The organism is Streptosporangium sp. NPDC000095 (genome assembly GCF_042899335.1).
Taxonomy (GTDB): Bacteria; Actinomycetota; Actinomycetes; order Streptosporangiales; family Streptosporangiaceae; genus Streptosporangium.
This window is the reverse complement of the sequence record NZ_JBIAZS010000001.1, coordinates 519,557-544,800: the sequence shown is the minus strand read 5'-3', so window position 1 is coordinate 544,800 and position 25,244 is coordinate 519,557. Positions and strand designations below refer to the sequence as shown.

The following is a 25,244-nucleotide window of genomic DNA, read 5'->3' as shown; positions in this document are numbered from 1 at the left end:
TGATGGCTGAGGTCGCGTACATCGGTGGGTACACCCCCGACACCGACGGGTCCGGGCCGGGGATCACCCTGGTCGAGCTGGGGAGCCTCGCGCGGCTCGGGGAGACGACGGCTTCCGGCCCCTCCTTCCTCGCCGTCCACCCCGCCCTCCCGATCCTGTACGCGGTGGGAGAGAGCGAGCGCGGCACCGTCGGCGTCTTCGCCCGAGCCGAGGACGGCACGCTGAGCCCGCTCGCGCAGCGGCCCAGCGAGGGATCGGCCCCCTGCCACCTCGCGGTGGACCCCACGGGCACGCGTCTGGCGGTGACCAATTACGGCGACGGCACGGTCAGCGTGCACGGTATCGACGGATCCGGCCTCCTGACCGACGTGTGGATCTTCCCCTACCGTGAGGGCGCCCACGCCCACCAGGCGGTCTTCGGTCCCGACGGGGTGCTGCACGTGAGCGACCTGGGCTCCGACGAGATCCGCCGCTACCTGGTCGGGGACGAGGTGGTCCCGCACCCCGCGGGGCCGGTGCGGCTCGCGTCCGGCATGGGGCCCCGGCACATGGCCTGGTCGGACGGCCACTGGTACGTGGCGGGCGAGCTGGACGGCACCGTGCGCGTCTACGAGGCCTCCGACGGCGCCGGTCCCGCCGACGCCTCCGGTCCCTCGGGCGGGCAGTGGCGCGAGATCACGGTCGTCGCGGCCAGTGGGAGCGAGGGGCGCAACCAGCCCTCGCACCTGGAGGTCTCCGGCGGCCTCGTCTACGTCGCCAACCGTGGGCCCGACACGATCTCGGTCTTCTCCGGCCCCGAACTGGAGCGGGTGGCCGAGGTTCCCTGCGGTGGTGTCTGGCCGCGGCACTTCGCCATCGCCGACGGTCACATGTACGTGGCCAACCAGCGCTCGAACGGTGTCGCCGTGCTCCCGCTCAAGTCCGGCCTCCCGCAGCCCGCGGAAGAGGTCTTCGCCGTCGGCACCCCCTCCTGCGTACTGCCCCTGTCATAGGGTCGTGTCATAGGACGCCGTGTCGCTGTCACGGGGCCGCTCCCGCAGGGCCCCGCCGCCCTCGTCGTGAAGGTGCTCACCGGAGGCTTTCCCGAGGCGTCCGGTGAGCCTCCGACGTGCGCGCCGGGCAGGACGCGGGAGGAGACGGGCGCCGCCGCGCGGCCCGGACGCTCCACCGTCGATCGTGAGAAACGACATGTGAGGCCTACTACACTTGGTCTAGACCACTGGGGCATCTGCGGGCAGAATGCGTTGCGTCGGTGGCGAAAATCCGTTGCCGGACGACCAAGCCACCTAGTCTGGCCATCTTGAACCGACACTCATTACCGGAGGATGCCATGCGTATCGGAGTGCTCACCGGCGGCGGCGACTGCCCCGGCCTGAACGCCGTTATCCGCGCCGTCGTGCGCAAGGGAGTGGGTGTTCACGGGCATGAGTTCGTCGGGTTCCGCGACGGCTGGCGGGGTCCCCTCGAGGGCGAGACCATGCCGCTCGACATCAATGCCGTGCGTGGAATCCTGCCCCGTGGCGGAACGATCCTGGGCTCGTCGCGGACGAACCCGATCAAGATCGAAAACGGTGTTGAGAGGATCAAGGAGAACCTCGCGAAGAGCGGGGTCGACGCGCTGATCGCGATCGGCGGCGAGGACACCCTCGGCGTGGCCAAGCAGCTCTTCGACAAGGGCGTGAAGGTCGTCGGCGTGCCCAAGACGATCGACAACGACCTCAACGCGACCGACTACACCTTCGGCTTCGACACGGCCGTCAACATCGCCGTCGAGGCGATCGACCGGCTGCACACCACGGCCGAGTCCCACCACCGCGCGCTGATCTGCGAGGTCATGGGCCGCCACGCGGGCTGGATCGCCCTGCACGCCGGAATGGCGGGCGGCGCCAACGTCATCCTCATCCCGGAGAAGCCCTTCGACATCGACAAGGTGTGCGCCTACGTCGAGTCCCGCTTCGAGACGAAGTACGCGCCGATCATCGTCGTGGCCGAGGGTGCGCACCCGGTCGAGGGCCAGATGGCGCTGCAGGCGGGCGAGCTCGACGCCTTCGGGCACGTGCGGCTCGGCGGCATCGGCGAGACTCTCGCCAAGGAGATCGAGAAGCGCACCGGCAAGGAGGCCCGCACCACCGTGCTCGGCCACATCCAGCGCGGTGGCACCCCCACGGCCTTCGACCGGGTGCTGGCCACCCGGTTCGGCCTGCAGGCGATCGACGCGGTGCAGGAGGGCGACTTCGGGAAGATGGTCGCCCTTCAGGGCACCGAGATCGTCCGGGTCGGTCTCGACGAGGCCACCAAGGAGCTGAAGACCGTGCCGACCGGCCGTTACGAGGAGGCCGAGGTCTTCTTCGGCTGAGCCACGCTTTCCGAGGCGTCCCCTTGAGGGGACGCCTGCAAGCGTTCTGCAAGCGGCCTCTCCTAACCTCCCGGCAGGGCGGCCGCCCGCGATTCCCCTCCGTGTACGGCTTGCGCCTTGACCAGGCAGAAGCGGGGGCGCAAGCCGTACACCATCGCCCTCCTCGCTCCGGGACCCACCGGGCGCGAACCGCTCGGGGGCGAACGGGAGCCGAAGAGGGACGGATCTCTCGTCGGCGAATCATCGCGGCTCGTCGCCTTTCTGATGAGCGGCTCGTCGCCTATCCGATGAAAGGTGCGGGCGAGGGGTGACGGGAATCGAGGATCCGTTCTGGCGTGCGATCGCGGTCTTCCGTGTCGCGTCCCTCGCGTACGCGGCGGTCCTGCTCATCCGCGCCGGAGGGTACGCCCACCCGGCGACCGGCTGGGTGGTGATCGGCGTCATGGCGCTGTGGACCGTGGCGACGATCTTCGCCTACTCCGTCGAGGAGTTCCGCGGCCGGCCTCTGCTCGCCGCCGACATGCTCGTGACCATGGGTTGCCTGCTCGCCACCCCGGCCGTACAGGGCGTCTACCAGCAGGGCAGCCTGCCGATCACCGGCACCTGGATGGGCGGGGCGGTGCTCGCCTGGGGAGTGTACGGCGGGCGGCGGCTGGGGGCGGTGGCCGCGCTGATCGTCTCGCTCGCCGACCTGTGGCTGCGCGGCATTCCCGGTGGCGACTTCGAGACGCTGCCGATCAACGGCACCGTCCTGCTCTTCCTCGCCGGTGTGGTCGTCGGGCACGTCGCCAGGCTGGCCAAGAAGGCCGAGGAACGCATGCAGCAGGCGATCGAGCTGGAGGCGGCCGGCCGGGAGCGGGAACGGCTCGCGAGGGGAATCCACGACTCGGTGCTCCAGGTGCTCGCGCTGGTCCAGCGGCGCGGGCAGGAGATCGGTGGTGAGGCGGCCGAGCTGGGCAGGCTCGCGGGCGAGCAGGAGGCCGCCCTGCGCGAGTTGGTCAGGCTCAGGCCGGAGCCGCCCGCCCTCGGCACCGCGGACCTGTGCGCACTGCTGCACCGGTACGGCTCGGCCACGGTCACCGTCTCCGCCCCGGCGACCCCGCTCACCCTGCCCGCGGCCACCGCGACGGAGCTGGCCGCCGCGGTCGGGGCCGCCCTGGACAACGTCGCCCGCCACTGCGGGGCGCGGGCGCCCGCCTGGGTCTTCGCCGAGGGCGAGGACGGGCTGGTCACCGTGACGGTGCGGGACGAGGGGCCGGGCATCGCCCCCGGGCGACTGGAGGAGGCCGCCGCCGACGGGCGCCTCGGTGTCGCGCAGTCCGTCAGGGGCCGTATCGCCGACCTCGGCGGCACGGTCACCGTGATCTCGGGTCCCGGCCGGGGCACCGAGATCGAGATGTCGGTCCCGGTCGGTTAGGTCGGTGAGAGAGCCGGTCGAGTGACCGCACAAAGTGTCGATCAACACCGGACGCGGCCGGGCCGACCTGTCGCGACCTGCGGTTCACCCGAAGGCCGAACACCGCGTGGGCTGTACTCGACCGCCGCTCCAGGCGTGTCGCCCGGGACGGAACAGTCCTAAGGTGGGCCAATGCGCGTGATGGTGGTGGACGACCACCCGATGTGGAGGGACGGGGTGGCCAGGGATCTGGCCGAGGCCGGGTACGAGGTCGTGGCCACGGTCGGGGAGGGGCGCCAAGCCGTCCGGGTGGCCGCGGCGGTCCGGCCGGAGCTGGTCGTGCTCGATCTGCAGCTGCCCGACCTGCCGGGGGTCGAGGTGGCGAGGAGCCTGGCCGCGTCGAAGCCGCCGCCCCGCGTGCTGGTCCTGTCGGCCAGCGGCGAGCAGGAGGACGTGCTGGAGGCCATCAAGGCGGGCGCGTCCGGATATCTCCTGAAATCCGCGAGCAAGGAGGAGTTCCTCGACGCGGTCAGGCGCACCGCCGAGGGCGACGCGGTGTTCACTCCAGGGCTGGCGGGACTCGTCCTGGGGGAGTACCGCAGGCTGGCGGCCAGACCCGCGCCCGAGGCGACGCCCCGCCTGACCGAGCGGGAGACCGAGGTGCTCCGCCTGGTGGCCAAGGGCCTGTCGTACAAGCAGATCGCCGAGCGTCTCGTGCTCTCCCATCGGACGGTGCAGAACCACGTCCAGAACACGCTGAACAAGCTCCAGCTCCACAATCGGGTGCAACTGGTCCGCTACGCGATCGAACAGGGCCTCGACGGGTCGTAGGGGCGACTCGGGTGTGGCGGAGGCGTCCAGACGGCGATCACGTGGACGGGTCTCGGCGGGGTGCGGGCGACGATCCGGGCGACGGCGCAATCGGATTGACGGCGCGACTAAAGTGGCAAGGTCGAGACGTTGTCTTTACGCGAGTACGCGAGAGACTTGACGGTGACTCCCCGACGTCCCCGACTCCCCGTTCCCCTCGAAGCTCCACCGGAGGTCGCACCATGACCATGTCCGCCTTGGGCGAGCCCTGCGTTCTGCTCAAACTGGGCGAGGTCGTCCTCAAGGGCAACAACCGCGAGCTCTTCGAACGCAGGTTGCAGGCCAACATCAAGGCCGCCCTGAAGGACGTCGGCGTCAAGGTCGACGTACGGCAGCGCCACGGTGTCATCGCGCTCTTCCTGCCGGACGGCAGCGAGGTCGAGGTCGCCGACGCGGTCGCCGAGCGCGTCTCGTACGTCCCCGGCCTGGTCTGGGTGCACCGCGCCTGGCGGGTGGAGAAGGACCCCTCGGCGATCACCAAGGCGGCCATCGAGTTGCTGGCCGACCGCGACGACGTGAGGCGCGGCGTCTCCTTCGCGGTCCGCTCCCGTCGCCGCGACAAGCGCTTCCCGCTCACCTCGATGCAGCTGGACCGCTCGGTCGGCGGCGAGCTCAACGACATCTACGGCCTGCCGGTCGACCTGAAGCGCCCGGAGTTGGTCGTCTCCATCGAGGTCGACCGCGACGAGGCGTTCGTCTTCACCGGCGGGCAGCCCGGCCAGGGCGGGCTGCCGGTCGGCACCAGCGGCAGGGGCCTGGTGCTGATGTCGGGCGGCATCGACTCCCCGGTGGCCGCCTACCGGATGATGCGCCGGGGCCTGCGGGTCGACTTCCTGCACTTCTCCGGCATCCCCTTCACCACCTCCGAGTCCATCTACAAGGCGTACGCGCTGGTCAGAGCGCTCGACAAGTTCCAGGGCGGGTCCCGGCTGTGGGTCGTCCCCTTCGGCAAGGCCCAGCAGTCGATCAAGGCTTCGGGACAGGACCGCCTGGCGATCATCACCCAGCGGCGCCTGATGCTGAAGACCGGCGAGGAGGTCGCCCGTCGCCTGCGCGCCGGCGCCCTGGTCACCGGTGACTCCCTGGGACAGGTCTCCTCGCAGACGCTGCAGAACATCACCGCCCAGGACGACGCCGTCGACATGCCGATCCTGCGCCCCCTCATCGGCCTCGACAAGACCGAGATCATGGCCGAGGCGCGCCGCATCGGCACCCTGGCGATCTCCGAGCTGCCCGACGAGGACTGCTGCACGCTTCTCGCCCCCCGCCGGGCCGAGACCGCCGCGAAGGTCGCCGACCTGAAGAAGATCGAGCGCCGCCTGGACGCCGAGGAGCTTGCCGTCCAGCTCGCCGGGTCCCTGCAGGAGTACAGGCTCGACGCCTGAACCACCCCCCTCGGGCGACGGGCGTCGCCCGAGGGGGGTGGCTACCGGGGCCACCGAGGGGCCACGAGGGCCACAGGGGCGCTACTGAGGGGCTACCGAGCCGACCGGTGAGACCGAACCGGCGGCTCCCGTCAGGCGGGGGCGAGAAGGTCGCCGGCGGCGACCTTGCCCAGCAGCGGCGGGAGGTGCTCCATCACCTGGGCGAGCTCCTCCAGGTCTGCGTCGACCAGCGCCTGAGGGCCGTCGCAGAGGGCCTGGGCGGGGTTCGGGTGCACATCGATGATCACACCGTCGGCGCCGACGGCGATGGCCGCGCGGGTGAGGGGCAGGACCAGGTCGCGGTGCCCGCCCGAGTGGGACGGGTCGACGATCACCGGCAGGTGCGACAGCCGCTGGGCGAGCGGCACCGCCGAGACGTCCAGGGTGTTACGGGTGGCGGTCTCGAAGGTGCGGATGCCGCGCTCGCACAGCACGATGTCGAGGTTGCCGCGCTGGGCGACGTACTCGGCGGCCATCAGCCACTCCTCGATGGTGGCGCTCATCCCGCGCTTGAGCATCACCGGCTTGCCGGCGGCGCCGACGGCCTGCAGCAGCGCGAAGTTCTGCGCGTTGCGGGTGCCGACCTGGAGCATGTCGGCGTAGGAGGCGACCAGTTCGACGTCGGCGGCGTCGACGACCTCGGTGACGACGGGAAGCCCGGTCTCCTCGCGCACGTCGGCGAGGATGCGCAGGCCCGCCTCACCGAGCCCCTGGAAGGCGTACGGGGAGGTGCGGGGCTTGTAGGCGCCGCCGCGCAGCAGGGTGGCACCGGCGGCCTTCGCCATCAGGGCGGCCTTCAGGGTCTGCTCCGGGGTCTCCACCGCGCACGGCCCGGCGATCAGGGTGACCGTGTCCGGGCCGATCGGCACGCCGCCGACGCGGACGGTGGACCGTTCGGGATGGTTGTCGCGGCTCACCAGCTTGTACGGCGCGCTCACCCGCATCACGTCGGCCACCCCGGGCATCCCGCGCAGGTCGAGGGTGGCGAACTGGGCGATGTCGCCGACCAGGCCGATGATCGTGCGGCTCACCCCCCGGCTGACGAACGCCTCCCCTCCCACCGAGCTGATGATCTTCACGATCGACTCGACGTCCTCCCGCGTGGCGTCCGGACCCATGACGATGACCATTTCTCTCCCTCTCGATCACTCCGTCGGCGCCCGCCGATCCCGGCCGGCTCCGATGTTTCCTGCAGTGGTTGTGACGTTCTCGACGAAGGCCGGAAAAGCAGAAGGCCCCGGGTCCGAAAACCGGACCCGGGGCCTTCTGTTCGCCAGGCTGTCAGCGCAGCATCTGGAGGCGAACGGTCCGACCTGAGGGTCCGTCGCCATACCAAAACCAGAACGCGGTGCGCATAGCGGGAAATGATAGCGCACGCGGAGAGCACACCCTTCCCGCGACCCCGGGGCCAGGCAGAAGAGCGCTATGCGACAGCCACCGAGAGGCCGGGAAATCCGCGATGGCAGGATTACCCCGTGCCATGGGGGAAACGGCGAGGGGAGTGATGGTGGAGCAGTCCGAACCTTCGGAGGAGTCTCGCCTGCCCCCGGGCCAGTACGTCCCACGGGGCAGGCCGGTGATCCACTACGGCCGGGTGCCCACGTTCCGCCCGGCGACCTGGCAGCTGCACGTCATGGGGGCGACCGCCTCCGGCGAGCAGCACCGCTTCAGCTGGCCGCAGTTCTCGGAACTGCCACGCACCACGATCGTGGCCGACTTCCACTGCGTCACCAAGTTCTCGATCATGGGCAACGAGTGGAACGGGGTGTCCACGGCGACGCTGATGGAGATCGCCCCGCCCGCGCCCGACGTGAGGCACGTGATGATCTGGGGTGAGTACGGCTACAGCGCCAACATCCGCATCGGCGACTTCACCCGCCCCCAGACGATGTTCGCGCTGGAGTTCGACGAGAAACCCATCTCCCCGGAGCGCGGCTTCCCGGTGCGGATGATCGTCCCGCACCTGTACGCCTGGAAGAGCGTCAAGTGGGTCCGCGCCGTGGAATACCTGCTGGAGGACAAACGCGGCTTCTGGGAGGAGCGCGGCTACCACAACATCGCCGACCCCTGGCGTGAGCAGCGCTACTCCTATCAGGAGGAAGCGGGCGAAGGTCCACCGTGATCGGTGTTCGCCCCTGATCAGAGGGGTCGGTTGACTACCGTTTCCCGCATGTCGACCACCGGCTGGACGCTGCTCTGCGCCTTCAGCGCCATCCTCGGATTCCTCCTCCCCCGCCCGCGCCGGGAGCATCCGGACCGTTCGGGCACCCCGATGGACGAGGCCACCTTCCTCGCACTGCACATCGCGGCGATGGCGGCACCCTCGCTGCGGGCCGGGCTCACCCGCGAGTCCGCCGGCAAGGCGGCCCGCCACCTGCGCGCCCTGCTGGGCACCGGCGCCGTCGCGGTCGCCGACACCGGCGGCCTGCTCGCCTGGGACGGCGCGGCGGGCTGCCATCGCGACCACCTGCCCGAGCACGCCCGCGGCCTCCTGGCCCCGGCCGGCCCTCGGGCGGTGGCAGGACAGGATCTGAGCTGCGGCACGCCAGGCTGCGTCATCCGGAGCGGCGTCGTCGTACCGCTCACCGTCGACGGGCGGGTGGTCGGCGCACTCGCCGCGTACGACACCGTGATGGGCGCGGCACTGGCGCGTACCGTCACCGAGGTCGCCCGCTGGGTCTCCGGGCAGCTGGAGCTGGCCGAGGTCGCCTCCTCGCGGCGGCGGACGATGGAGGCCGAGATGCGGGTGCTGCGCGCCCAGATGTCCCCGCACTTCGTCTACAACGCGCTGACCACCATCGCCTCGTTCGTCCGTACCGACCCCGACCGGGCGCGGGAACTGCTGGTGGAGTTCGCCGACTTCAACCGGTACGCGCTGCGCCGGGCCCGTGATTTCGCCACCCTCGCCGAGGAACTGCACTGCGTGGATCGCTACCTGCTGCTGGAACGTGCCAGGTTCGGCGACCGGCTGCACGTCACCCTCAAGGTCGCGCCGGAGGTGCTGTCGCTCTCCGTCCCGTTCCTCTGCCTGCAACCCCTGGTGGAGAACGCCGTCAAGCACGGGGTGGCCGCGGCGGGACAGCGCGGCGAGGTCCGGGTGGTCGTCAGCGACGCCGGACCCGAGGCCCACATCAGCGTGCAGGACGACGGCCTGGGCATGCCACCCGAGCGGACCCGGCTGCTCCTCGACGGCGGCTTCCCGCGCGAAGGCTCACATGAGGGCTCACCGGGAGGCCCGCCCGAGGACGGGGAGGGGGGGATCGGGCTGGCCGGAGTCGACGTGCGGTTCCGTCAGATGTACGGAGAGGACTACGGCCTGGTCGTGGAGAGTGCCCCGAACGCGGGCACCACGGTGAGACTCCGCGTTCCCAAGCTCCCACCGCCGATAGCTATTTGTAGTCAAACTATTACCTGAAGTCGCCGCGGGGCTTGCGGTGGATGCGATTGGAAGGGCAGCGTAGGGCCATGTTGCGAGTCCTGGCCGTTGACGACGAGGTCCCCGCTCTTGAGGAGATCGCCCATCTCCTCCGCCAGGACCCCCGGATCGAGCACGTCTCCACAGCCCTGGGCGGTGTCACCGCGCTCCAGGACATGGTCCAGATGATCGGTACGGGTGAGCGGCTGGACGGGGTCTTCCTCGACATCCGGATGCCCGGCCTCGACGGCCTCGACCTGGGCAGGCTCATCGCGGGCTTCCCCAACCCGCCCCGGCTGGTCTTCGTCACCGCCCACGAGGATTGCGCGGTGCAGGCCTTCGAGCTGGAGGCGGTGGATTACCTGCTCAAACCGGTCAGGGCCGACCGGCTGGCCGAGGCGGTGCGGCGTCTGGAGTCAATGGTTCCCGCGGCGCCCGCCCTCGTGCCCGAGGACGTCATCCCGGTCGAGCTCGCCGGACGGACGAGGTTCGTGCCCCAGCAGGCGGTCTGGTTCGCCGAGGCGCAGGGGGACTACGTCCGGCTGCACACCGACGAGGGCAGCTACCTGGTCCGCATGCCGCTCGCCGCGCTGGAGCGGCGGTGGGCGGGATCGGGGTTCATCAGGGTGCACCGCAGCACGCTCGTCTCGGTGCGGCACGTGAGCGAGCTGCGCTTCGACGGCGGCCGGGTGATGCTCAGGGTCGGCACCGAGACGCTCCCGGTCAGCCGCCGCCACACCCGCCAGGTCCGCGAGCGGCTCGTCCGCCAGTTCCGCGACCGCCCGGCCGTCCCCGGCGTGACCCGGACCAGGCCCCTGCCCTCCGCCGCCCTGCGCTAGCCACCCGCATCTCCCTCGCGGATCGAGGAGCCCCGTCCAACGGGTCCGGTCGCTTCCTCCTCACGGGAATTCCGTCGCATCGGCCCGGCTCCGATGGGAGTTCCGTCGCACCCGCTTCGTCGGCTTCGTCGGCGCGAACCCGGCGCTGACGGTCAGGGCTCACCTCTCGAAGACGCGGGGTCGGGGCGGGTCCCGCCCGTTCTCTGCCTTTCGTGGCTTTCGCGGGCGTTCTACCGGACGCCGTGCGGGGTTTCCCCGGCGGCTCCTTGCCTCTCTCGCGGCCGTAGACCGCTGTGGGAGTTTCCTTCTCGAGGACCGGGTCGTCGCGGCCTCCTGTGGCGATTCACGCCCGCGTGGACCCCGGCGCGCCCCCTTCGTCCGTGTCCCTGATCGCGGCCCCCGACGGCCTGCTCCCGGTGACCCGCGTCCGTCCCGGCGGTTGGTCCTGGGCGACGCGTGCCCGTCCAGGCGATCGGTCCGGGGTAACCCGCACCCGCCTCGGCGGTGAGCCGGGGAGGCCCGCACCCGACTCGACAGTGGGCCGGGAGGCCTGCGCCTGGAGTAAGCCCCCCGCCTGGGACGCCCACCTGTCGTCGCCGGACTCCCGGTCGCGGACTCCGCTCACCGGCGGGCGTTTCGCGCGCCCTGCCGACCGGTGTTCACACGGGCCCCACGAGCCCCCGATCGACCGTTCGTCGCCCGTCGGCGGCCGCTCGTCGCGTCGGCACTCTCCGCACATCGACAACTACGAACCGTTAATCGCGCTGGAGGGAAAGCGCCGCTCGCTCGTCTGGACGCGCCTCTAGTGTTCCCTCATCGGAGAACGGGACCCGCCGCGTCAGGGGGGGACAGAGGGCCGCGAGGCTCGGGTAAGACCTGACGTGCGGACATCGGGTGACCGTCGAGAGCCGGCGACATCCGGTCACTCGGCCGCCGGGTCCTCGGCCAGAAGGGGAGGGGCCGCCGATCTCCGATATGACGGGACGCCCGCGCCAGCCGACGGGCCGGACCGTGATCCGGCCACACGGGGGCGGTCGGATCACGAGGACGGGCGTCCCGTCCGACCCCACGAGCCCGATGACGCGGGCTCTGCCGGACGGCGAACGCCCGGACGAACACCCGAAGGAAAACCGGGGCGAACGTTCGGGTGAACGGACGCCGGGACGACTCGTCGGGTGAACGCCGAGGTGAGCGGGCGGGACGGCTGTTCGGGTGGAGGCCGGACCGGGCACGCGGGTGAGGCCGGTCGTCGCGTCAGGTGTCGCGGAGCTTCTTGAGCAGGTCGATGTCCTCGCGGTGCTTCTCCGCGCCGCCCGGCGTCTCGATGCAGAACGGGACGCCCGCCACCACGGGGTGGCGCATCATCTCGGCGAAGGACGCGGCGCCGATGTGGCCGGCGCCGATGTTCTCGTGCCGGTCCCTCCGGGAGGCGCACGGGTCCTTGGAGTCGTTGGCGTGGACCAGTTTGAGGCGCCCGGGGGCGATCGCGTGCAGGGCGTCCAGGGTCTCGTTGAGGCCCTCGGAGGTCGACAGGTCGTGCCCGGCGGAGAAGACGTGGCAGGTGTCGAAACAGATCCCCGCCTTCGGATGCCAGCCGAGGGCCTCCAGGTAGGGCTCCAGGTCCTGGACGGTCGCGCAGAGGACCCCGCCCTGCCCGGCCATCGACTCCAGCAGCAGATCGGGGCCGTCCTCGGGGATCTCCTCCAGGAGCGGCAGGAGATGCTCGTGCAACTGCCGCAGGGCGGCCTCACGGGACTGGCTCACCGCCGATCCCGTGTGGATCACCACTCCCTTCGCACCGATCGCGTGGGCACGCAGCAGGTTGTGCCGCACGGCGGCCACCGACTTCTCCAGCGTCTCGGGACTGGGAGACCCCATGTTGACCAGGTAGGAGGCGTGCACGAAGGAGAGCACGCCCGATTCGCGCAGCTTGGCGTCCTGGACGGGGTCGCCTGCGGCGAGCGCCCAGCCGCGGGGGTTGCTGACGAACACCTGGATCATCTCGGCGCCGATGTCCGCGGCGTAGCGCAGCCCGCCCTTGGCGAGGCCACCGGTGACGGAGACGTGCCCGCCGATGGGGGAGAGTGAAGTCATCAGGATCCTTCCGTGGAAACCCCGGCTTTAGCCGTGGGAGGAAGCGGAACTCCTGCGGAGCAGGTTACGGGTAGCCCGTCCGCTGCCAAGGCGGATGGGCGTCTGGTCAGACGTTGCGCTGGTTCTCGACATACCTCTTCACGATCTCCAGTGTCGCGCCGCCGACGGTGGCGACGAAGTAGCTGTTGGTCCACAGGGTCGGCATCCGGGACTTGAGGTGCGGAAACTCGGTGCGCAGCAGGCGTGAGGATCGGCCCTTGATCTGCTTGACCAGCCGGTGGATGCCGTACTGCGGGTCGCAGGTGACCAGCAGGCGCACATGGTCGGGCATGGTTTCCAGCTCGGCTATGGGGGTGTCGCGTTCGACGCACACCTCGCGGATGATCTCTTTGAGCCGGGTGTCGACGTCACCCTTGATGACGTCCCGGCGGTACTTCGGGCACCAGACGACGTGGTAGGTGCAGCGGTACACGACGTTGTTGTTCGATCGGATTTCGTCCATGTTGTTTGATCGGATTTCGTCCACGCTTTCGACTATACAGCTAGGACCTGTATAGTAATCGGCATGATCGAGACAGTGCGTTACACCTACCGCCTGCGGCCCGGCCGCCAGGCGCAGGCCGCACTGCTCCAAGAGTGGTCGCGCTGCCGGTGGCTGTGGAACGAGGCCGTGCATCAGCAGAAGTCGGGCCGCAGGCCGACGTTCGGCAAACTGTCGAAGATGCTGACCGAGGCCCGGTCCCGGCTGTCTTGGCTGCGGGCCGGCTCGCAAGTGGCTCAGCAGCAGACGCTGCGTACCTACTGTGCCGCCCTGGACGCCTCGTTCAAGGTCAAAGGTCGTGGCCGTCCGAAGAAAAAACGCAAGAAGGACGCGCTGCCGAGCCTGGAGTACACCACCCGGGGTTTCTCGATCAAGAACGATCGGCTGTGCCTGCCCGGCAAGGTGGCCGTCCCGGTCCTGTGGTCGCGCGACCTGCCGTCCGAACCGGCCAGCGTCCGCGTCTACCAAGACAATCTCGGCCACTGGTACGCGTCCTTCGTGGTCCGCCGCGACCAGGTCGAACCTTCGGATGCGGATCTGCCGGGGATCGGTGTCGACTGGGGCGTGAAGGCCACCGCCACCACCACCGACCCGGCTTTCGACCTGCCGCACCTCGGCCACCGCAAGCGCTGCGCCGCCGAACTGGCCAAAGCCCAGCGCAAGATGGCCCGCCGCCGCCGACCGAAAGGCCGCCCGGCGTCGAAGGGCTACCTGACCGCGAAACGGCAGGCAGCCCGGATCGCGAAAAAAGCAGCCCGGCAAAACACCCACGATGCCCGCGTCTGGGCCAAGAACATCGTCGATCGCCACACGCTGATCGCCATCGAGGACTTCAAGCCGAAGTTCCTGGCCGGCACGTCCATGGCCCGCAAGGCCGCGGACGCCGCGATCGGCGCGTGCAAACGACAGTTGATCGAAAGTGGCACGCGGGCGGGCCGGAAGGTGGTGCTGGTGCCGCCCGCCTACACCACGATGACCTGCTCCGAGTGCGGCGAGAGAGCCAATCTCCGCCTCGGATTGGGTGTACGGACTTTCGAGTGCGCGGCCTGCGGATACACCGCGGACCGCGACCTCAACGCCGCGAGGACGATCCTCGCCACGGCCGAACGCGACCGTGCCAGTGCCGACGACGTCAGACATCAGATCGCCTCCTTCCGGGACGGTGGATCAGGTGCAGTCTGAGCTGGGAAATCCCCCGGATTCATCCGTGGGGATGTCGTTAAAGTGCCACCATTTTAGGCACCGTCCAGGGGACAGGCCCGCTCCCGGCGATCGGCGTTTCTTATCGCGTGGCCTCGGCCGCCGACGCTTTGTACCTTTCGGTGCTCATGGATGGGACGGTGGTGCGCGAGGGCGGGGCGGGACCGGGTGATGTACGGGATCGGGCGGGCGACCCGCGACGGTCCGGCGGTGATCCGGCGGGCCGCCCGGACCGTTTCGTGGGCCCCCTTGACAGGGGCCGGTTCGGCACTCTCGCAGGGCTTCCCGGCGCACATCACGGAGGCGGGCGGAGGGTGAAGATCAACGAGTTTGGAGCATGTTACGAAAATCCGGGGCAAATCATGGCTCAGTTTGCGCTTCGTGGCGCTGGACCGCACACACCGGTGGTGTGTGTACTGCTGCCATGCCTAACGTGAACTCCGCGCCACCGGTTTCGGGGCTGGCCGCGTTCAACGCGCTGGGCGCCGAGGAGGCCGAGGCCGGTCTGCTCGCCTGCTGCGCCTGCCGGGCCTTCGCCCGGGAGGTGGCCGCGTCGCGCCCCTACCGCGACCTCGACCGGCTGGCCGAGACGGCGGAGGCCGTCGTACGAGGGCTGGACTGGTCCGGTGTCCGCGAGGCGCTGGCCGCCCACCCCCGGATCGGCGAGCCGCCTCGCGCGGCGGAGCGGCCCCCCGCCGAGGAGCCGTCCCGCGAGGGAGGGCCGGTGCCGGGTTCCGGGTCGGCCGATCGCCCGGAAGGACACCCGGAACGCCCGGGGCACCCGGAACACCAGGAACGTCCGGAACACTCGGAAAGGGAGGCGGCCTGGTCGCGCGGGGAGCAGGCGGGGGTGGACACGGCGGGGAAGGACATCCTCGACAGGTTGGCGGAGGGCAACCGCGCCTACGAGCGGCGGTTCGGTCACGTCTACCTGATCTGCGCCACCGGTCTGTCGGCGGAGGAGATGCTGGTCCGTCTCACCGAGCGGCTCGGCAACGACGAGGACACCGAGCGGGACGTCGTCAGGACCGAACTCGCGAAGATCACCCGTCTGCGGCTGGCGAAACTCCTGGGAGCCGCCCCATGAGCTCCGCGCCTCGGAAAGCCGTCACGGATTCCGTGTCTCCGGGGGATGCCCCATGAGCCTCGCGCCCCGAGTTGCCATCACGAACCGCGTACTCCTCGAAAACCGCACGCCAGAGGAAGGTCCCGCATGAGCCTGTCCACCCACGTGCTGGACGCCGCCCTGGGCAGGCCCGCGGCGGGGGTCGCCGTACGCCTGGAAAGGGGCGGCGAGGTGCTCGCCGAGGGGGTCACCGACGCCGACGGGCGGATCGCGGGGTGGACCTGCGGGGCGGGAGAGCACCGCCTGGTCTTCGACACCGGCGGCTACTTCGCCGCCCGCGCGGTGGACGCCTTCTACCCCCGGGTCTCGATCGACTTCACGGTGGCGGACCCCGGTGAGCACCACCACGTTCCCCTGCTGCTCAGCCCGTTCGCCTACTCGACGTATCGAGGGAGCTAGATGGCCGTCGTTCTCGGTCCCAACCGCTACGGCAAGGCGGAGACCCGCCTGGTCCGCGTCGTCAGGGACGGCGGCGTCCACCACATCAAGGACGTCACCGTCGGCTCGGCGCTGTCGGGCACGATGGAGGAGGTCCACCTCACCGGCGACAACGCCGCGGTCCTGCCGACCGACACGCAGAAGAACACCGTGTACGCCTTCGCTAGGAAGTACGGCGTGGCGGAGATCGAGGACTTCGCGATCCTGCTGGCCCGTCACTACGTGGAGGCGCAGCCCACCGTCCACCACGCCCGCGTGGAGATCGAGGAGCACTTCTGGGACCGCATCCCGGTGTCGGAGGAGGCCGAGAAGAAGGGCGGGCGGCACTCCTTCGTCCGCTCGGGAAGGGAGACGCGCACCTGCGTCGTGCACCACGACCGCGACGGCACCACCACCGTGGTCTCCGGGCTGAGGGACCTGACGGTGCTCAACTCGACCGACTCGGAGTTCTCCGGCTTCATCCAGGACGAGTACACCACCCTCGCCCCCACCAAGGATCGCGTCCTCGCCACCGCCGTCTCGGCGCGCTGGCGGCACCTGCCGGGGGCGGCCGGGCAGCGGACGGCGTACCGGGAGTCGTACGACGAGGTGCGCCGCCACCTGCTCGGGGCGTTCGCCGAGACCTACAGCCTGTCGCTGCAGCAGACCCTTTACGCGATGGGCGAGCGGGTACTGAACGCCAGAGAGGAGGTCTGCGAGGTGCGTCTGGCGATGCCCAACAAACATCACTTCCTGGTCGACCTCACCCCGTTCGGGCTGGACAACCCCAACGAGGTGTTCTACGCGGCCGACCGTCCCTACGGGCTGATCGAGGGCGACGTGCTCCGCGACGACGCCCCCGACGCCCGCTTCGCCTGGGAGTGACGACCATGGACTTCCTGCGACCCGCCACCTGGGCGGAGGCACTGGCGGCCAAGGCCGGCCTGCCGGAGGCCGTGCCCATCCAGGGGGGCACCGACATGATGGTCGAGCTCAACTTCGACGTGCGGCGGCCCGCCGCGCTGCTCGACCTGAACCGCGTCGCCGAGCTCACGGCGTGGAGCGAGGAGGCGGACGGCAGGCTCAGGATCGGCGCGGGCGTGACGTACGCCCGCCTGATCGGCGAGCTGGGCGACCGGCTGCCCGGCCTGGCGCAGGCCTCCCGCACGGTCGGCTCGCCGCAGATCCGCAACCGCGGCACCGTGGGGGGCAACCTCGGCGCCGCCTCGCCCGCGGGGGACAGCCACCCGCCGCTCCTGGCCGGCGGCGCGGTCGTGGAGGTCGAGTCCGCGGCCAGGGGGACGCGGATGATTCCGGCCGACGAGTTCTACCTCGGGGTCAAGCGCAGCGCGCTGGAGGCCGACGAGCTGATCCGGGCGTTCTGGATGAGCCCCGCGAGCGGCCCCCAGTACTTCTCCAAGGTCGGCACCCGCAACGCCATGGTGATCGCGGTCTGCTCGTTCGCGATCGCGCTGCACCCCGGCGAGCGCCGGGTCGGCACCGGCATCGGATCGGCCGCCCCGACTCCCCGCCGGGCCGTCGCCGCCGAGGAGTTCCTCGCCGCCGAGCTCGACTGGGAGGCCAGGCTCGACCCCGGGGTGCTGGAACGCTTCGGGGAACTGGCGGCCGGGTCCGTCTCCCCGATCGACGACGTGCGCGGCACCGCCGACTACCGGCGCCACGCCATCGCGGTGATGGCGCGGCGCACCCTCACCTGGGCGTGGAACGAGTTCCGCTCGGGACACTTCGAGAGGAGGGCCGGATGATGCGCGTCACCTTCACCGTCAACGGTCGCACAGAGGTCGCCGACGACGTCTGGGAGGGCGAGAGCCTCCTGTACGTCCTGCGCGAGCGCGTCGGCCTGCCCGGTTCCAAGAACGCGTGCGAGCAGGGCGAGTGCGGCTCCTGCACGGTCTACCTCGACGGGATCCCCGTCTGCGCGTGCCTGGTCGCGGCCGGGCAGGCCGAGGGGCGTGAGGTCCGCACCGTCGAGGGGCTCGCCGACGGCGACCGGCTCGACCCGATCCAGGAGGCCTTCGTCGAGTGCGGCGCCGTCCAGTGCGGCTTCTGCACCCCCGGCCTCCTCGTACAGGCCCATGACCTGATCGAACGGGTCGCGCGGCCGTCCGACGCGGAGATCCGCGAGGCCCTGGCGGGAAACCTGTGCCGGTGCACCGGCTACGAGAAGATCCTCGACGCCGTGCGTCTGGCCGCGGCGCGGAAGGCGGAGGCCTCGTGAGCGCGACCCTGATCGAGAACGTCCACATCGCCCCGGTGGTGGGCGAGGAGATCTCCTCGGGGCACATCCACGTCGAGGGCGACAGGATCGTGGCCCTGGGCGCCGGCCCCGCGCCGGACGTCCCCGGGGCGGCCAGGATCGACGGCACCGGCTGTCTCGCCACCCCCGGCCTGGTCAACACCCACCACCACCTCTACCAGTGGGCCTCCCAGGGGCTCGCCCAGGACGCCACCCTGTTCGAGTGGCTGACGGCGCTCTACCAGGTGTGGGCCGCGATGGACGCCGAGGTCGTCAGGGGCGCGGCGGGCGCGGGGCTGGGCTATCTGGCCCTGTCGGGCTGCACCACCTCCAGCGACCACCACTACATCTTCCCCTCCGGGCGCGGGGACCTGTTCGCCGCGGAGATCGAGGCGGCGAGGCAGGTCGGCCTCCGCTTCCACCCCGCGCGGGGCTCGATGGACCGGGGCAGGTCGCAGGGCGGCCTGCCGCCGGACGTCGTGGTCGAGCGGCTGGACGAGATCCTTGAGGCGACGGCCGAGGCCGTCGACACCTACCACGACCCGTCCTTCTCCTCCATGCTGCGTGTCGCGGTCGCCCCCTGCTCGCCGTTCTCCGTCAGCGCCGACCTGATGACCGAGGCCGCCGCGCTGGCCAGGTCCAAGGGCGTGCGCCTGCACACCCACCTCGCCGAGACCCTCGACGAGGAGGAGCACTGCCTGCGGCAGGTCGGGCAGCGCCCGGTCGACTACATGGAGAAGCTCGGCTGGCTCGGCCCGGACGTGTGGTTCGCCCACGCCGTCCACCTGAGCGACGGCGACATCGACGTCTTCGCCCAGACCGGTACGGGTTCTGCGCACTGCCCCAGCTCCAACGGCCGCCTCGGCGCCGGGATCGCCCGCGTCTCCGAGATGCTCCACCGGGGGGCGAACGTCGGCCTGGGCGTGGACGGCAGCGCCTCCGCCGAGCTCACCTCCCTCTCCGGCGAGATGCGCCAGGCCCTGCTGTTCCAGCGGGCGAGGTACGGGCCCACCGCGCTCACCGCGCGCCAGGCCCTGGAGGTCGCGACCCTCGGAGGGGCGAGGAACCTGGGCCGTCAGGAGGAGCTCGGCTCCCTGGAGGCGGGCAAGCTCGCCGACATCGCCCTCTGGCGCACCGACGCCTTCGCCTCCGCGGTCGCCGACCCGGTCTGCGCCCTGGTGTTCGGCACCCGGCAGCCTCCGCTGGCCCGCCTGCTGGTCGGCGGCGAGACCGTCGTCGAGGACGACGAACTGCGTACCGTCGCCCAGGACGAGCTCGGCCGCGCGGGAGGCGAGGCGCACCGCCGTCTCATGCGCCTGGCCGAGGAGCAGGGCTTCACGGCGGCGAAGGAGGTCGGCGGATGAGGCGGGTCGCGGGGCCGGGCGTCGAGGACGCGCGGGGACGAATGTGATGATGGTGCTCCGTCTTATCGGGGTCCGGCGTCCGCCTCCCGGCCGTTCACGCCGGCCGGGGGCGCGTGCCCCCCGTCCGTCAGCAGGGAGCAGGGTTGTCTGAGTCTTCGGGACACATCGTGATCGCCCCGGACAAGTTCAAGGGCTCGCTCACCGGCGCCGAGGTCGCCGCGCGGGTCGCGGCGGGCCTCGGGCCAGGCGTCGCCATGGTCGCGTTACCGGTGGCCGACGGTGGTGACGGCACCGTGGACGCGGTCGTGGCCTGCGGGTTCACCCGCGTCGAGGTCGAGGTCACCGGTCCCGTCGGCGAGCCGGTCCTCGCCTCCTACGCCTGGCGCGACGCCTCCTCGGGGGAGGGCGCCCTCGCGGGAGTGGACGTGCCGACGGCGGTCGTCGAGCTGGCCGAGGCGTCAGGGCTGCGGCGGCTGCCGGTCGCCTCGGGGCGCGCGGCCACCGAGGGATCTCCCGCGCACGAGGGGGTGGAACTCGCCCCGCTCACCGCGACCAGTCACGGCACCGGCGAGCTGATCGCCCACGCGGTACGGCGCGGGGCGAGGCGGGTCGTGCTCGGCCTGGGCGGCAGCGCCTGCACCGACGGTGGCGCGGGCATGATGAGGGCGCTCGGCGTCCGCTTCCTGGATTCCGGGGGACGGGAACTTCCCCTCGGGGGAGCGGCCCTCCGCGACCTGGAAAAAATCGATATTTCCGGACTTATCGCGATTGATGAGGTTGAGTTTGTCGTCGCCGGTGACGTGGACAACCCGCTGCTGGGCCCGCACGGCGCCGCCGCCGTGTACGGACCGCAGAAGGGCGCGAGCCCCGAGGACGTGAAGCTGCTCGACCGGGCACTGGCCAGGCTCGCCGCCGTCGCCGCGCACACTCACGGACTGGTCGGTGCCATCGAGCACGACGGTGTCGTCCGCTCGATGGGGGTGGCGGGGCGGCCGGGCGCGGGCGCCGCCGGGGGAGTGGGCTTCGCCGCGCTCGCCTTCCTCGCGGCCGACTTCCGTCCCGGCATCGACTACCTCCTTGAGCTGCTCGGCTTCCGCGACCGGCTTGAGGGAGCGCGCCTCGTCATCACCGGTGAGGGCTCGCTCGACGAGCAGACACTGCGCGGCAAGGCCCCCGCCGGGGTCGCGAGCGCCGCCGCCAAGGCGGGCGTCCCGGTCGTCGCGGTCTGCGGGCGCCGCACGCTGGGCGACGAGGAGCTGAACGCGGCGGGGATCACCGCCGCCTACGCGCTCACCGACATCGAGCCCGACCCGGCCGTGTGCATGTCCCAGGCGGGCCCGCTGCTGGAACGGCTCGCGCGCACGGTCGCGGAAAGGCACCTCTGACGGGCGGCCGACCGGCAGGCGGCTCATGGACGGCGAGGAACGGAGAGTGGATGAGCGCAGGGGTTGAGGACGTGGCGGATCTGGTCATCAGGTCCCGCAGGGTCGTACTGCCCGAGGGAGAGGGCCCGGCGGCGGTCGCCGTGAGGGGCGGGAAGATCGTCGGGGTGTACTCGCACGACGCCGCGCCGGACGCCGTCGAGCAGGTCGACCTCGGCGACGTCGCGCTGCTGCCCGGCCTGGTCGACACCCACGTACACGTCAACGAGCCGGGCCGTACCCACTGGGAGGGGTTCGCCTCCGCCACCCGGGCGGCCGCCGCGGGCGGCGTGACCACGATCGTGGACATGCCGCTCAACTCGCTGCCACCGACCGTGAACGCGGACGCCCTGGCCGTGAAGCGCGAGGCGGCGGACGGGCAGTGCGCGGTGGACGTCGCCTTCTGGGGCGGGGCGATCCCCGGAAACGCCGGGGACCTGCGGCCGCTGCACGAGGCGGGCGTGCGCGGGTTCAAGTGCTTCCTGTCCCCGTCCGGAGTGGACGAGTTCCCGCCGCTCGACGAGGACGGGCTGCGGGCCGCCATGGTGGAGATCGCCTCCTTCGACGGGCTGCTGGTCGTCCACGCCGAGGACCCCGCGCTGCTCGCCGACCCGGAAGGACCGGGATACCCGGAGTTCCTCGGCTCCCGGCCCGGAGAGGCCGAGTGCCGCGCCGTCGAACGGGTCGCCGCGCTGGCGGGGGAGACCGGGGTACGGGCGCACATCCTGCACGTGTCGTCCGCGCTGTGCCTGGAACCGCTGGCGAAGGCGAGGCGGGAGGGGGTGCGGATCACCGCGGAGACCTGCCCGCACTACCTCACGCTGATGGCCGAGGAGGTGCCCGAGGGCGCCACCCAGTTCAAGTGCTGCCCGCCGATCCGCTCCTCGGCCAACCGTGACGAACTCTGGCGCGGCCTCGCCGACGGGGTGCTCGACTGCGTCGTCTCCGACCACTCGCCGTCCACCCCCGACCTGAAGGTGCCCGACTTCGCCGCCGCCTGGGGCGGGATCTCCTCCCTGCAGCTCGGCCTCACCGCCGTCTGGACCGAGGCGACCCGGCGCGGGCACGGCCTGGGCGACGTCGTGCGCTGGATGGCGGAACACCCGGCCGCGCTGGCCGGGCTGCGCGGCAAGGGCGCCATCGCCGTGGGCGCGGACGCCGACCTCGTCGCCTTCGACGCCGACGCCGTCCACACGGTGGACGTCTCCACCCTGCACCACAAAAACCCGGTCACCCCCTACCACGGCAGGACGCTGGTGGGCGAGGTCCGTACGACGTGGCTGCGCGGCCGGGTCGTGGGGAACGATCCCCAGGGCACCCTCCTGTAGGACGACGCGCCATGACGATCCCGGTCCGCGGTGGGACCGCCACGGCGGCCCGGCCGGTTCACCGTGAGAAAGGCCCTCTCCTTGACCGACGCGACCGACGCGACCGACGCGACCGACGCGACCAACGCGGCCGAACCGACCGACGTGACCGAACCGGCCAACGCGACTGACGCGGCCGGCCCCACCGAATTCACGGCGCTGCCCGACCTCGCCCTGCGTACCCTCGGCGGCGCGGTCGTCGCGGCCAACGACGAGTCCTTCGCCGAGAGGGAGAGCCTCATCAGGCCGGGTCGTCCCGGCTTCATGCCGCACACCTTCGGAGCCAAGGGCCAGGTCTACGACGGCTGGGAGACCCGCAGGCGACGCGAGCCCGGCCACGACTGGGCCCTGGTCAGGCTCGGCATGCCCGGCGTGGTGAGGGGCGTGGTGATCGACACCGCCTGGTTCAAGGGCAACTACCCGCCGTACGCCTCCGTCGAGGCCGTCGAGGTCGAGGGCTACCCGACGGTCGCCGAGCTGGAGGCGGCCGACTGGGTGGAGATCGTTCCCAGAAGCGGTCTCAGGGGGGACGCCGAGCACCTCTTCGCGGTGTCCGGCGAGCGCCGCTACACGCACGTGCGGCTGAACATGTTTCCCGACGGGGGCATCGCCCGCCTGCGGGTGCACGGCGAGGTCAGGCCCGACCTGTCCCTGTACGAAGGACTCGGCCTGGACCTGGCCGCCCTGGAGAACGGCGCGCTCGTCACCGCCTGCTCCAACGAGTTCTACTCCTCGCCGAACAACGCCATCTCACCGGGTCTCGCCCGTCACCAGGCCGAGGGCTGGGAGACCGCGCGCCGCCGCGACGGCGGCAACGACTGGCTGGTGATCCGCCTGGCGGGCTCCGGTGTCGTCGGCCTCGCCGAGATCGACACCACCAACCTGGTGTTCAACGCCCCCGCCGAGGTCTCCGTCACGGGAAGCGCGGACGGCACCACCTGGTTCCCGCTGCTGCCCAGGACCCGCCTGCTGCCCGACACCCGGCACCGCTTCCGCATCCGGGACGCGCCGGCGGCCACGTACGCCAGGGTGGACATCTATCCGGACGGCGGCCTGGCCAGGGTCCGCCTGCACGGCTTCCTCACCGAGACCGAGAGCTGACGCGGTTCCGGCGACGAATGGTGACCCGCGGTCCACACCCCGCCCGTACGGCCTCCTTCACAGGGGCCGTACGGGAGGTCAGTACCAGATGGTGACCTGGGTGCCGGGCGGGACCGCCTGGCCGCCCGGCGGGACCTGGGCCAGGACCCTGCCCTTGCCCAGGGTGCGCTTCATCTTCACCGTGACCCCCGCGGCGCGCAGCTCGTCTCTCGCCGCCCGGTAGTCCTTGAAGACGATGTTCGGGATCACCACGACGTTGCCGCCGTTGTCTCCGTTCTCCCCGGGCGGGACCTGGCCGTCGCGCTCCCAGGGCCAGCGCCACTCGCTGGCGCACTGCGACAGGGTGAGCCGGACCACGGCGCCCTTGTCGATCTCGGCCTTGGGTTGCGGGTCCTGGGCGATGACGGTGCACGGCTGGGCCGAGTCGGTCTGCTCGACGAACTCGGGAGCGAACCCCGCCCCGCGCAGCACCCCGTCGGCCTGGTCGCGAGGCATGCCCCTCACGTCCGGCATGAGCAGGCCCGCGCTCACGATCAGGTCGACCTTGCTGTTCTCCCTGACCGGGTTTCCCACGGCGGGGACGGTCCGCATCACCTGGCCGCGCGGCACGGTCTCGCTTTGCTGCTTCTTGACGTCGTCGACGAGGAGTGAGGATTCGGCCAGCCTGCTCCTGGCCTGCGCTTCGGTCATCCCCACCACATTGGGCACCGCGACCCGCTTGGGGCCGGCCGAGGCGATGAGGATCAGCTTGCTCCCCGGCTCGGCCTCGGTGCCGGCCACGGGCTCGGTGCGCAGCACGGTCCCCTTCGGGGCCTTCTCGTCGTGCTCGGCCTTGCCGGTCTCGACGGTGAAGCCGCGCTGCTTGGCCTCGCCGGTGGCGGCCGTGATGTTCTTGCCCACCAGGGTGGAGGGCACCACGATGGAGGTGTTCTGCGAGAACAGCCAGCCGGTCACCCCCACCGCGATCACCATGACCGCGGCGAGCCCGATCAGGAACCAGCGGGCGCCGGACCTCCCGCGTGCCTTGGGAGCGGTCGTGTGGTGGCCGTCGGCCGGGCCGGTGGGCAACTCCACGCGGGGCTGGATCAGCGTGTGGTTGGCCGGGGCGGGGGGCGTGGGCGCCGCCGTCTCGGGGCCGTGCGGCGGGCCGGCGGGCAGGGACGGCACCGGGCCGCTCTCCCTGGGCAGCATCCGGTGGGCCTCGACGGCGGCGACGAGCAGCGCGGTGGCGTCCACGGGGCGGTTCGCGGGATCGCGGGCCGTCGCCTTCGCCACCAGGGTGTCGAGCAGCGGGGGAGAGCCGGGCAGCAGTGCCGAGGGCACGGGAACCGTGTCGTGCACGTGCCGGTAGGCGACCGACATCGGGGTCTCGCCCTCGTAGGGCTGGCGGCCGGTCAGAAGCTCGAACAGCATGATGCCGGCCGCGTAGACGTCGCTGCGGGCGTCGGCGCCTCCCGCGGTCACCTGCTCGGGCGACATGTAGCCGATGGTGCCGATCATGACACCGGTGCGCGTCTGGTTGCTCGCCTCGATCGCGCGGGCCAGGCCGAAGTCGACGACCTTGACCCGGCCGTCGTCGGCGAGCAGCACGTTCTCCGGCTTGACGTCCCGGTGGATCAGGCCGGACTGGTGGGCGGCGCCCAGCGCGGCGAGGACCGGGATCATGACCTCCAGAGCCTCGCGGGCGGGCAGCCTGCCCCGGGCACGGAGCACGTCGCGCAGGGTCCGGCCCGGCACGTACTCCATCGAGAGGTAGACGTTGTCGCCGTCGGTGCCCTGGTCGAACACGTGCACCACGTTGGGGTGCGACAGGCTGGCCACCGACTTGGCCTCGCCGATGAAGCGACGCACGAAGGCGGGGTCCTCGGCGAGCGAGCGGTGCATCACCTTGACGGCGACCGTGCGGTCGAGCCGGACGTCCAGGGCCAGATAGACGGTCGCCATTCCGCCCCGGGCGATCCGGGACTCGACGCGGTAACGCCCGTCGAGGAGTTTCCCGACCAGGGGGTCCGTAAGCGTCGTGTCCACGTGGCCGAGTTTACGGGCGATTTGGCGC

At 71.3% G+C, this 25,244-nt stretch carries 22 protein-coding genes; 18 read left to right on the top strand and 4 right to left on the bottom strand.

Features of this window, described 5'->3' with window-relative positions:
• Positions 1–2 precede the first annotated feature (2 nt).
• From ACFY3V_RS02150 to thiI, 5 genes are all read left to right on the top strand, one after another.
• A complete protein-coding gene (locus ACFY3V_RS02150; protein WP_362895607.1) occupies positions 3–992 on the top strand; it encodes a beta-propeller fold lactonase family protein in 990 nt (329 codons plus the stop codon).
• A gap of 338 nt (positions 993–1,330) precedes the next feature.
• A complete protein-coding gene (locus ACFY3V_RS02145) occupies positions 1,331–2,356 on the top strand; it encodes a 6-phosphofructokinase (RefSeq protein ID WP_350948005.1) in 1,026 nt (341 codons plus the stop codon).
• A 307-nt stretch (positions 2,357–2,663) separates the two neighbouring features.
• Entirely contained in the window at positions 2,664–3,773 is a 1,110-nt protein-coding gene (gene macS / locus ACFY3V_RS02140; protein ID WP_389769087.1) for a MacS family sensor histidine kinase, read from the top strand.
• Positions 3,774–3,953: 180 nt separating this feature from the next.
• The gene (locus ACFY3V_RS02135; protein ID WP_362895840.1) at positions 3,954–4,583 is read left to right on the top strand and encodes a response regulator transcription factor; all 630 of its coding nucleotides are present in this window, start codon (positions 3,954–3,956) and stop codon (positions 4,581–4,583) included.
• A 221-nt stretch (positions 4,584–4,804) separates the two neighbouring features.
• Positions 4,805–6,007, top strand: coding sequence for a tRNA uracil 4-sulfurtransferase ThiI (gene thiI, locus ACFY3V_RS02130; RefSeq protein WP_350948007.1), 1,203 nt, complete (start codon positions 4,805–4,807; stop codon positions 6,005–6,007).
• Between the two features lie 131 nt (positions 6,008–6,138).
• Here thiI and aroF read toward each other — a convergent pair whose 3' ends face one another.
• Positions 6,139–7,176, bottom strand: coding sequence for a 3-deoxy-7-phosphoheptulonate synthase (gene aroF, locus ACFY3V_RS02125; protein ID WP_350948008.1), 1,038 nt, complete (start codon positions 7,174–7,176; stop codon positions 6,139–6,141).
• A 350-nt stretch (positions 7,177–7,526) separates the two neighbouring features.
• On the opposite strand from aroF, the gene ACFY3V_RS02120 reads away from it, so the two are divergent.
• The 3 genes from ACFY3V_RS02120 to ACFY3V_RS02110 are packed head-to-tail and all read left to right on the top strand — an operon-like array spanning position 7,527 to position 10,300.
• Entirely contained in the window at positions 7,527–8,168 is a 642-nt protein-coding gene (locus tag ACFY3V_RS02120; RefSeq protein WP_389769082.1) for a molybdopterin-dependent oxidoreductase, read from the top strand.
• A gap of 48 nt (positions 8,169–8,216) precedes the next feature.
• Positions 8,217–9,461, top strand: coding sequence for a histidine kinase (locus ACFY3V_RS02115; RefSeq protein ID WP_362895600.1), 1,245 nt, complete (start codon positions 8,217–8,219; stop codon positions 9,459–9,461).
• A gap of 50 nt (positions 9,462–9,511) precedes the next feature.
• Positions 9,512–10,300 (top strand): LytTR family DNA-binding domain-containing protein, encoded by a 789-nt coding sequence (locus ACFY3V_RS02110; protein WP_350948010.1) that lies wholly within the window; start codon positions 9,512–9,514, stop codon positions 10,298–10,300.
• 1,254 nt (positions 10,301–11,554) lie between these two features.
• Here the strand turns inward: ACFY3V_RS02110 and ACFY3V_RS02105 are convergent.
• Together ACFY3V_RS02105 and tnpA are read right to left on the bottom strand one after the other, a co-directional pair.
• Positions 11,555–12,394 (bottom strand): deoxyribonuclease IV, encoded by an 840-nt coding sequence (locus ACFY3V_RS02105; RefSeq protein ID WP_389769078.1) that lies wholly within the window; start codon positions 12,392–12,394, stop codon positions 11,555–11,557.
• A 106-nt stretch (positions 12,395–12,500) separates the two neighbouring features.
• Positions 12,501–12,896: an IS200/IS605 family transposase gene (gene tnpA / locus ACFY3V_RS02100; RefSeq protein WP_389769075.1), complete on the bottom strand. Its 396-nt coding sequence runs from the start codon at positions 12,894–12,896 to the stop codon at positions 12,501–12,503.
• Between the two features lie 63 nt (positions 12,897–12,959).
• Between tnpA and ACFY3V_RS02095 the strand changes: the two genes are divergently transcribed.
• The 10 genes from ACFY3V_RS02095 to alc all read left to right on the top strand — a co-directional run bounded on the left by ACFY3V_RS02095 (position 12,960) and on the right by alc (position 23,188).
• Positions 12,960–14,117: an RNA-guided endonuclease InsQ/TnpB family protein gene (locus ACFY3V_RS02095; RefSeq protein ID WP_389769072.1), complete on the top strand. Its 1,158-nt coding sequence runs from the start codon at positions 12,960–12,962 to the stop codon at positions 14,115–14,117.
• Between the two features lie 442 nt (positions 14,118–14,559).
• Positions 14,560–15,222 (top strand): 2-oxo-4-hydroxy-4-carboxy-5-ureidoimidazoline decarboxylase, encoded by a 663-nt coding sequence (locus tag ACFY3V_RS02090; RefSeq protein WP_389769069.1) that lies wholly within the window; start codon positions 14,560–14,562, stop codon positions 15,220–15,222.
• Between the two features lie 126 nt (positions 15,223–15,348).
• Positions 15,349–15,660 (top strand): hydroxyisourate hydrolase, encoded by a 312-nt coding sequence (uraH, locus tag ACFY3V_RS02085; RefSeq protein WP_389769066.1) that lies wholly within the window; start codon positions 15,349–15,351, stop codon positions 15,658–15,660.
• Positions 15,661–16,563, top strand: coding sequence for a factor-independent urate hydroxylase (pucL, locus tag ACFY3V_RS02080; protein ID WP_389769063.1), 903 nt, complete (start codon positions 15,661–15,663; stop codon positions 16,561–16,563).
• Positions 16,564–16,568: 5 nt separating this feature from the next.
• Positions 16,569–17,444 (top strand): FAD binding domain-containing protein, encoded by an 876-nt coding sequence (locus ACFY3V_RS02075; RefSeq protein ID WP_389769060.1) that lies wholly within the window; start codon positions 16,569–16,571, stop codon positions 17,442–17,444.
• On the top strand, positions 17,444–17,917 hold the full coding sequence (locus ACFY3V_RS02070) for a (2Fe-2S)-binding protein (protein WP_350948143.1): 474 nt from the start codon (positions 17,444–17,446) through the stop codon (positions 17,915–17,917). The genes ACFY3V_RS02075 and ACFY3V_RS02070 overlap by 1 nt, the downstream gene beginning before the upstream one ends.
• The gene (locus tag ACFY3V_RS02065) at positions 17,914–19,299 is read left to right on the top strand and encodes an 8-oxoguanine deaminase (protein WP_389769057.1); all 1,386 of its coding nucleotides are present in this window, start codon (positions 17,914–17,916) and stop codon (positions 19,297–19,299) included. Before ACFY3V_RS02070 ends, ACFY3V_RS02065 begins: the two co-directional genes overlap by 4 nt.
• 143 nt (positions 19,300–19,442) lie before the next feature.
• A complete protein-coding gene (locus ACFY3V_RS02060; RefSeq protein WP_389769054.1) occupies positions 19,443–20,684 on the top strand; it encodes a glycerate kinase in 1,242 nt (413 codons plus the stop codon).
• 50 nt (positions 20,685–20,734) lie between these two features.
• Complete coding sequence (allB, locus tag ACFY3V_RS02055) at positions 20,735–22,048, top strand: allantoinase AllB (protein ID WP_389769051.1); 1,314 nt, start codon at positions 20,735–20,737, stop codon at positions 22,046–22,048.
• A gap of 144 nt (positions 22,049–22,192) precedes the next feature.
• A complete protein-coding gene (alc, locus tag ACFY3V_RS02050) occupies positions 22,193–23,188 on the top strand; it encodes an allantoicase (RefSeq protein ID WP_389770202.1) in 996 nt (331 codons plus the stop codon).
• A gap of 78 nt (positions 23,189–23,266) precedes the next feature.
• Here the strand turns inward: alc and pknB are convergent, their stop codons facing one another.
• Positions 23,267–25,216 (bottom strand): Stk1 family PASTA domain-containing Ser/Thr kinase, encoded by a 1,950-nt coding sequence (gene pknB / locus ACFY3V_RS02045; protein ID WP_389769048.1) that lies wholly within the window; start codon positions 25,214–25,216, stop codon positions 23,267–23,269.
• Between the last annotated feature and the right edge of the window lie 28 nt (positions 25,217–25,244).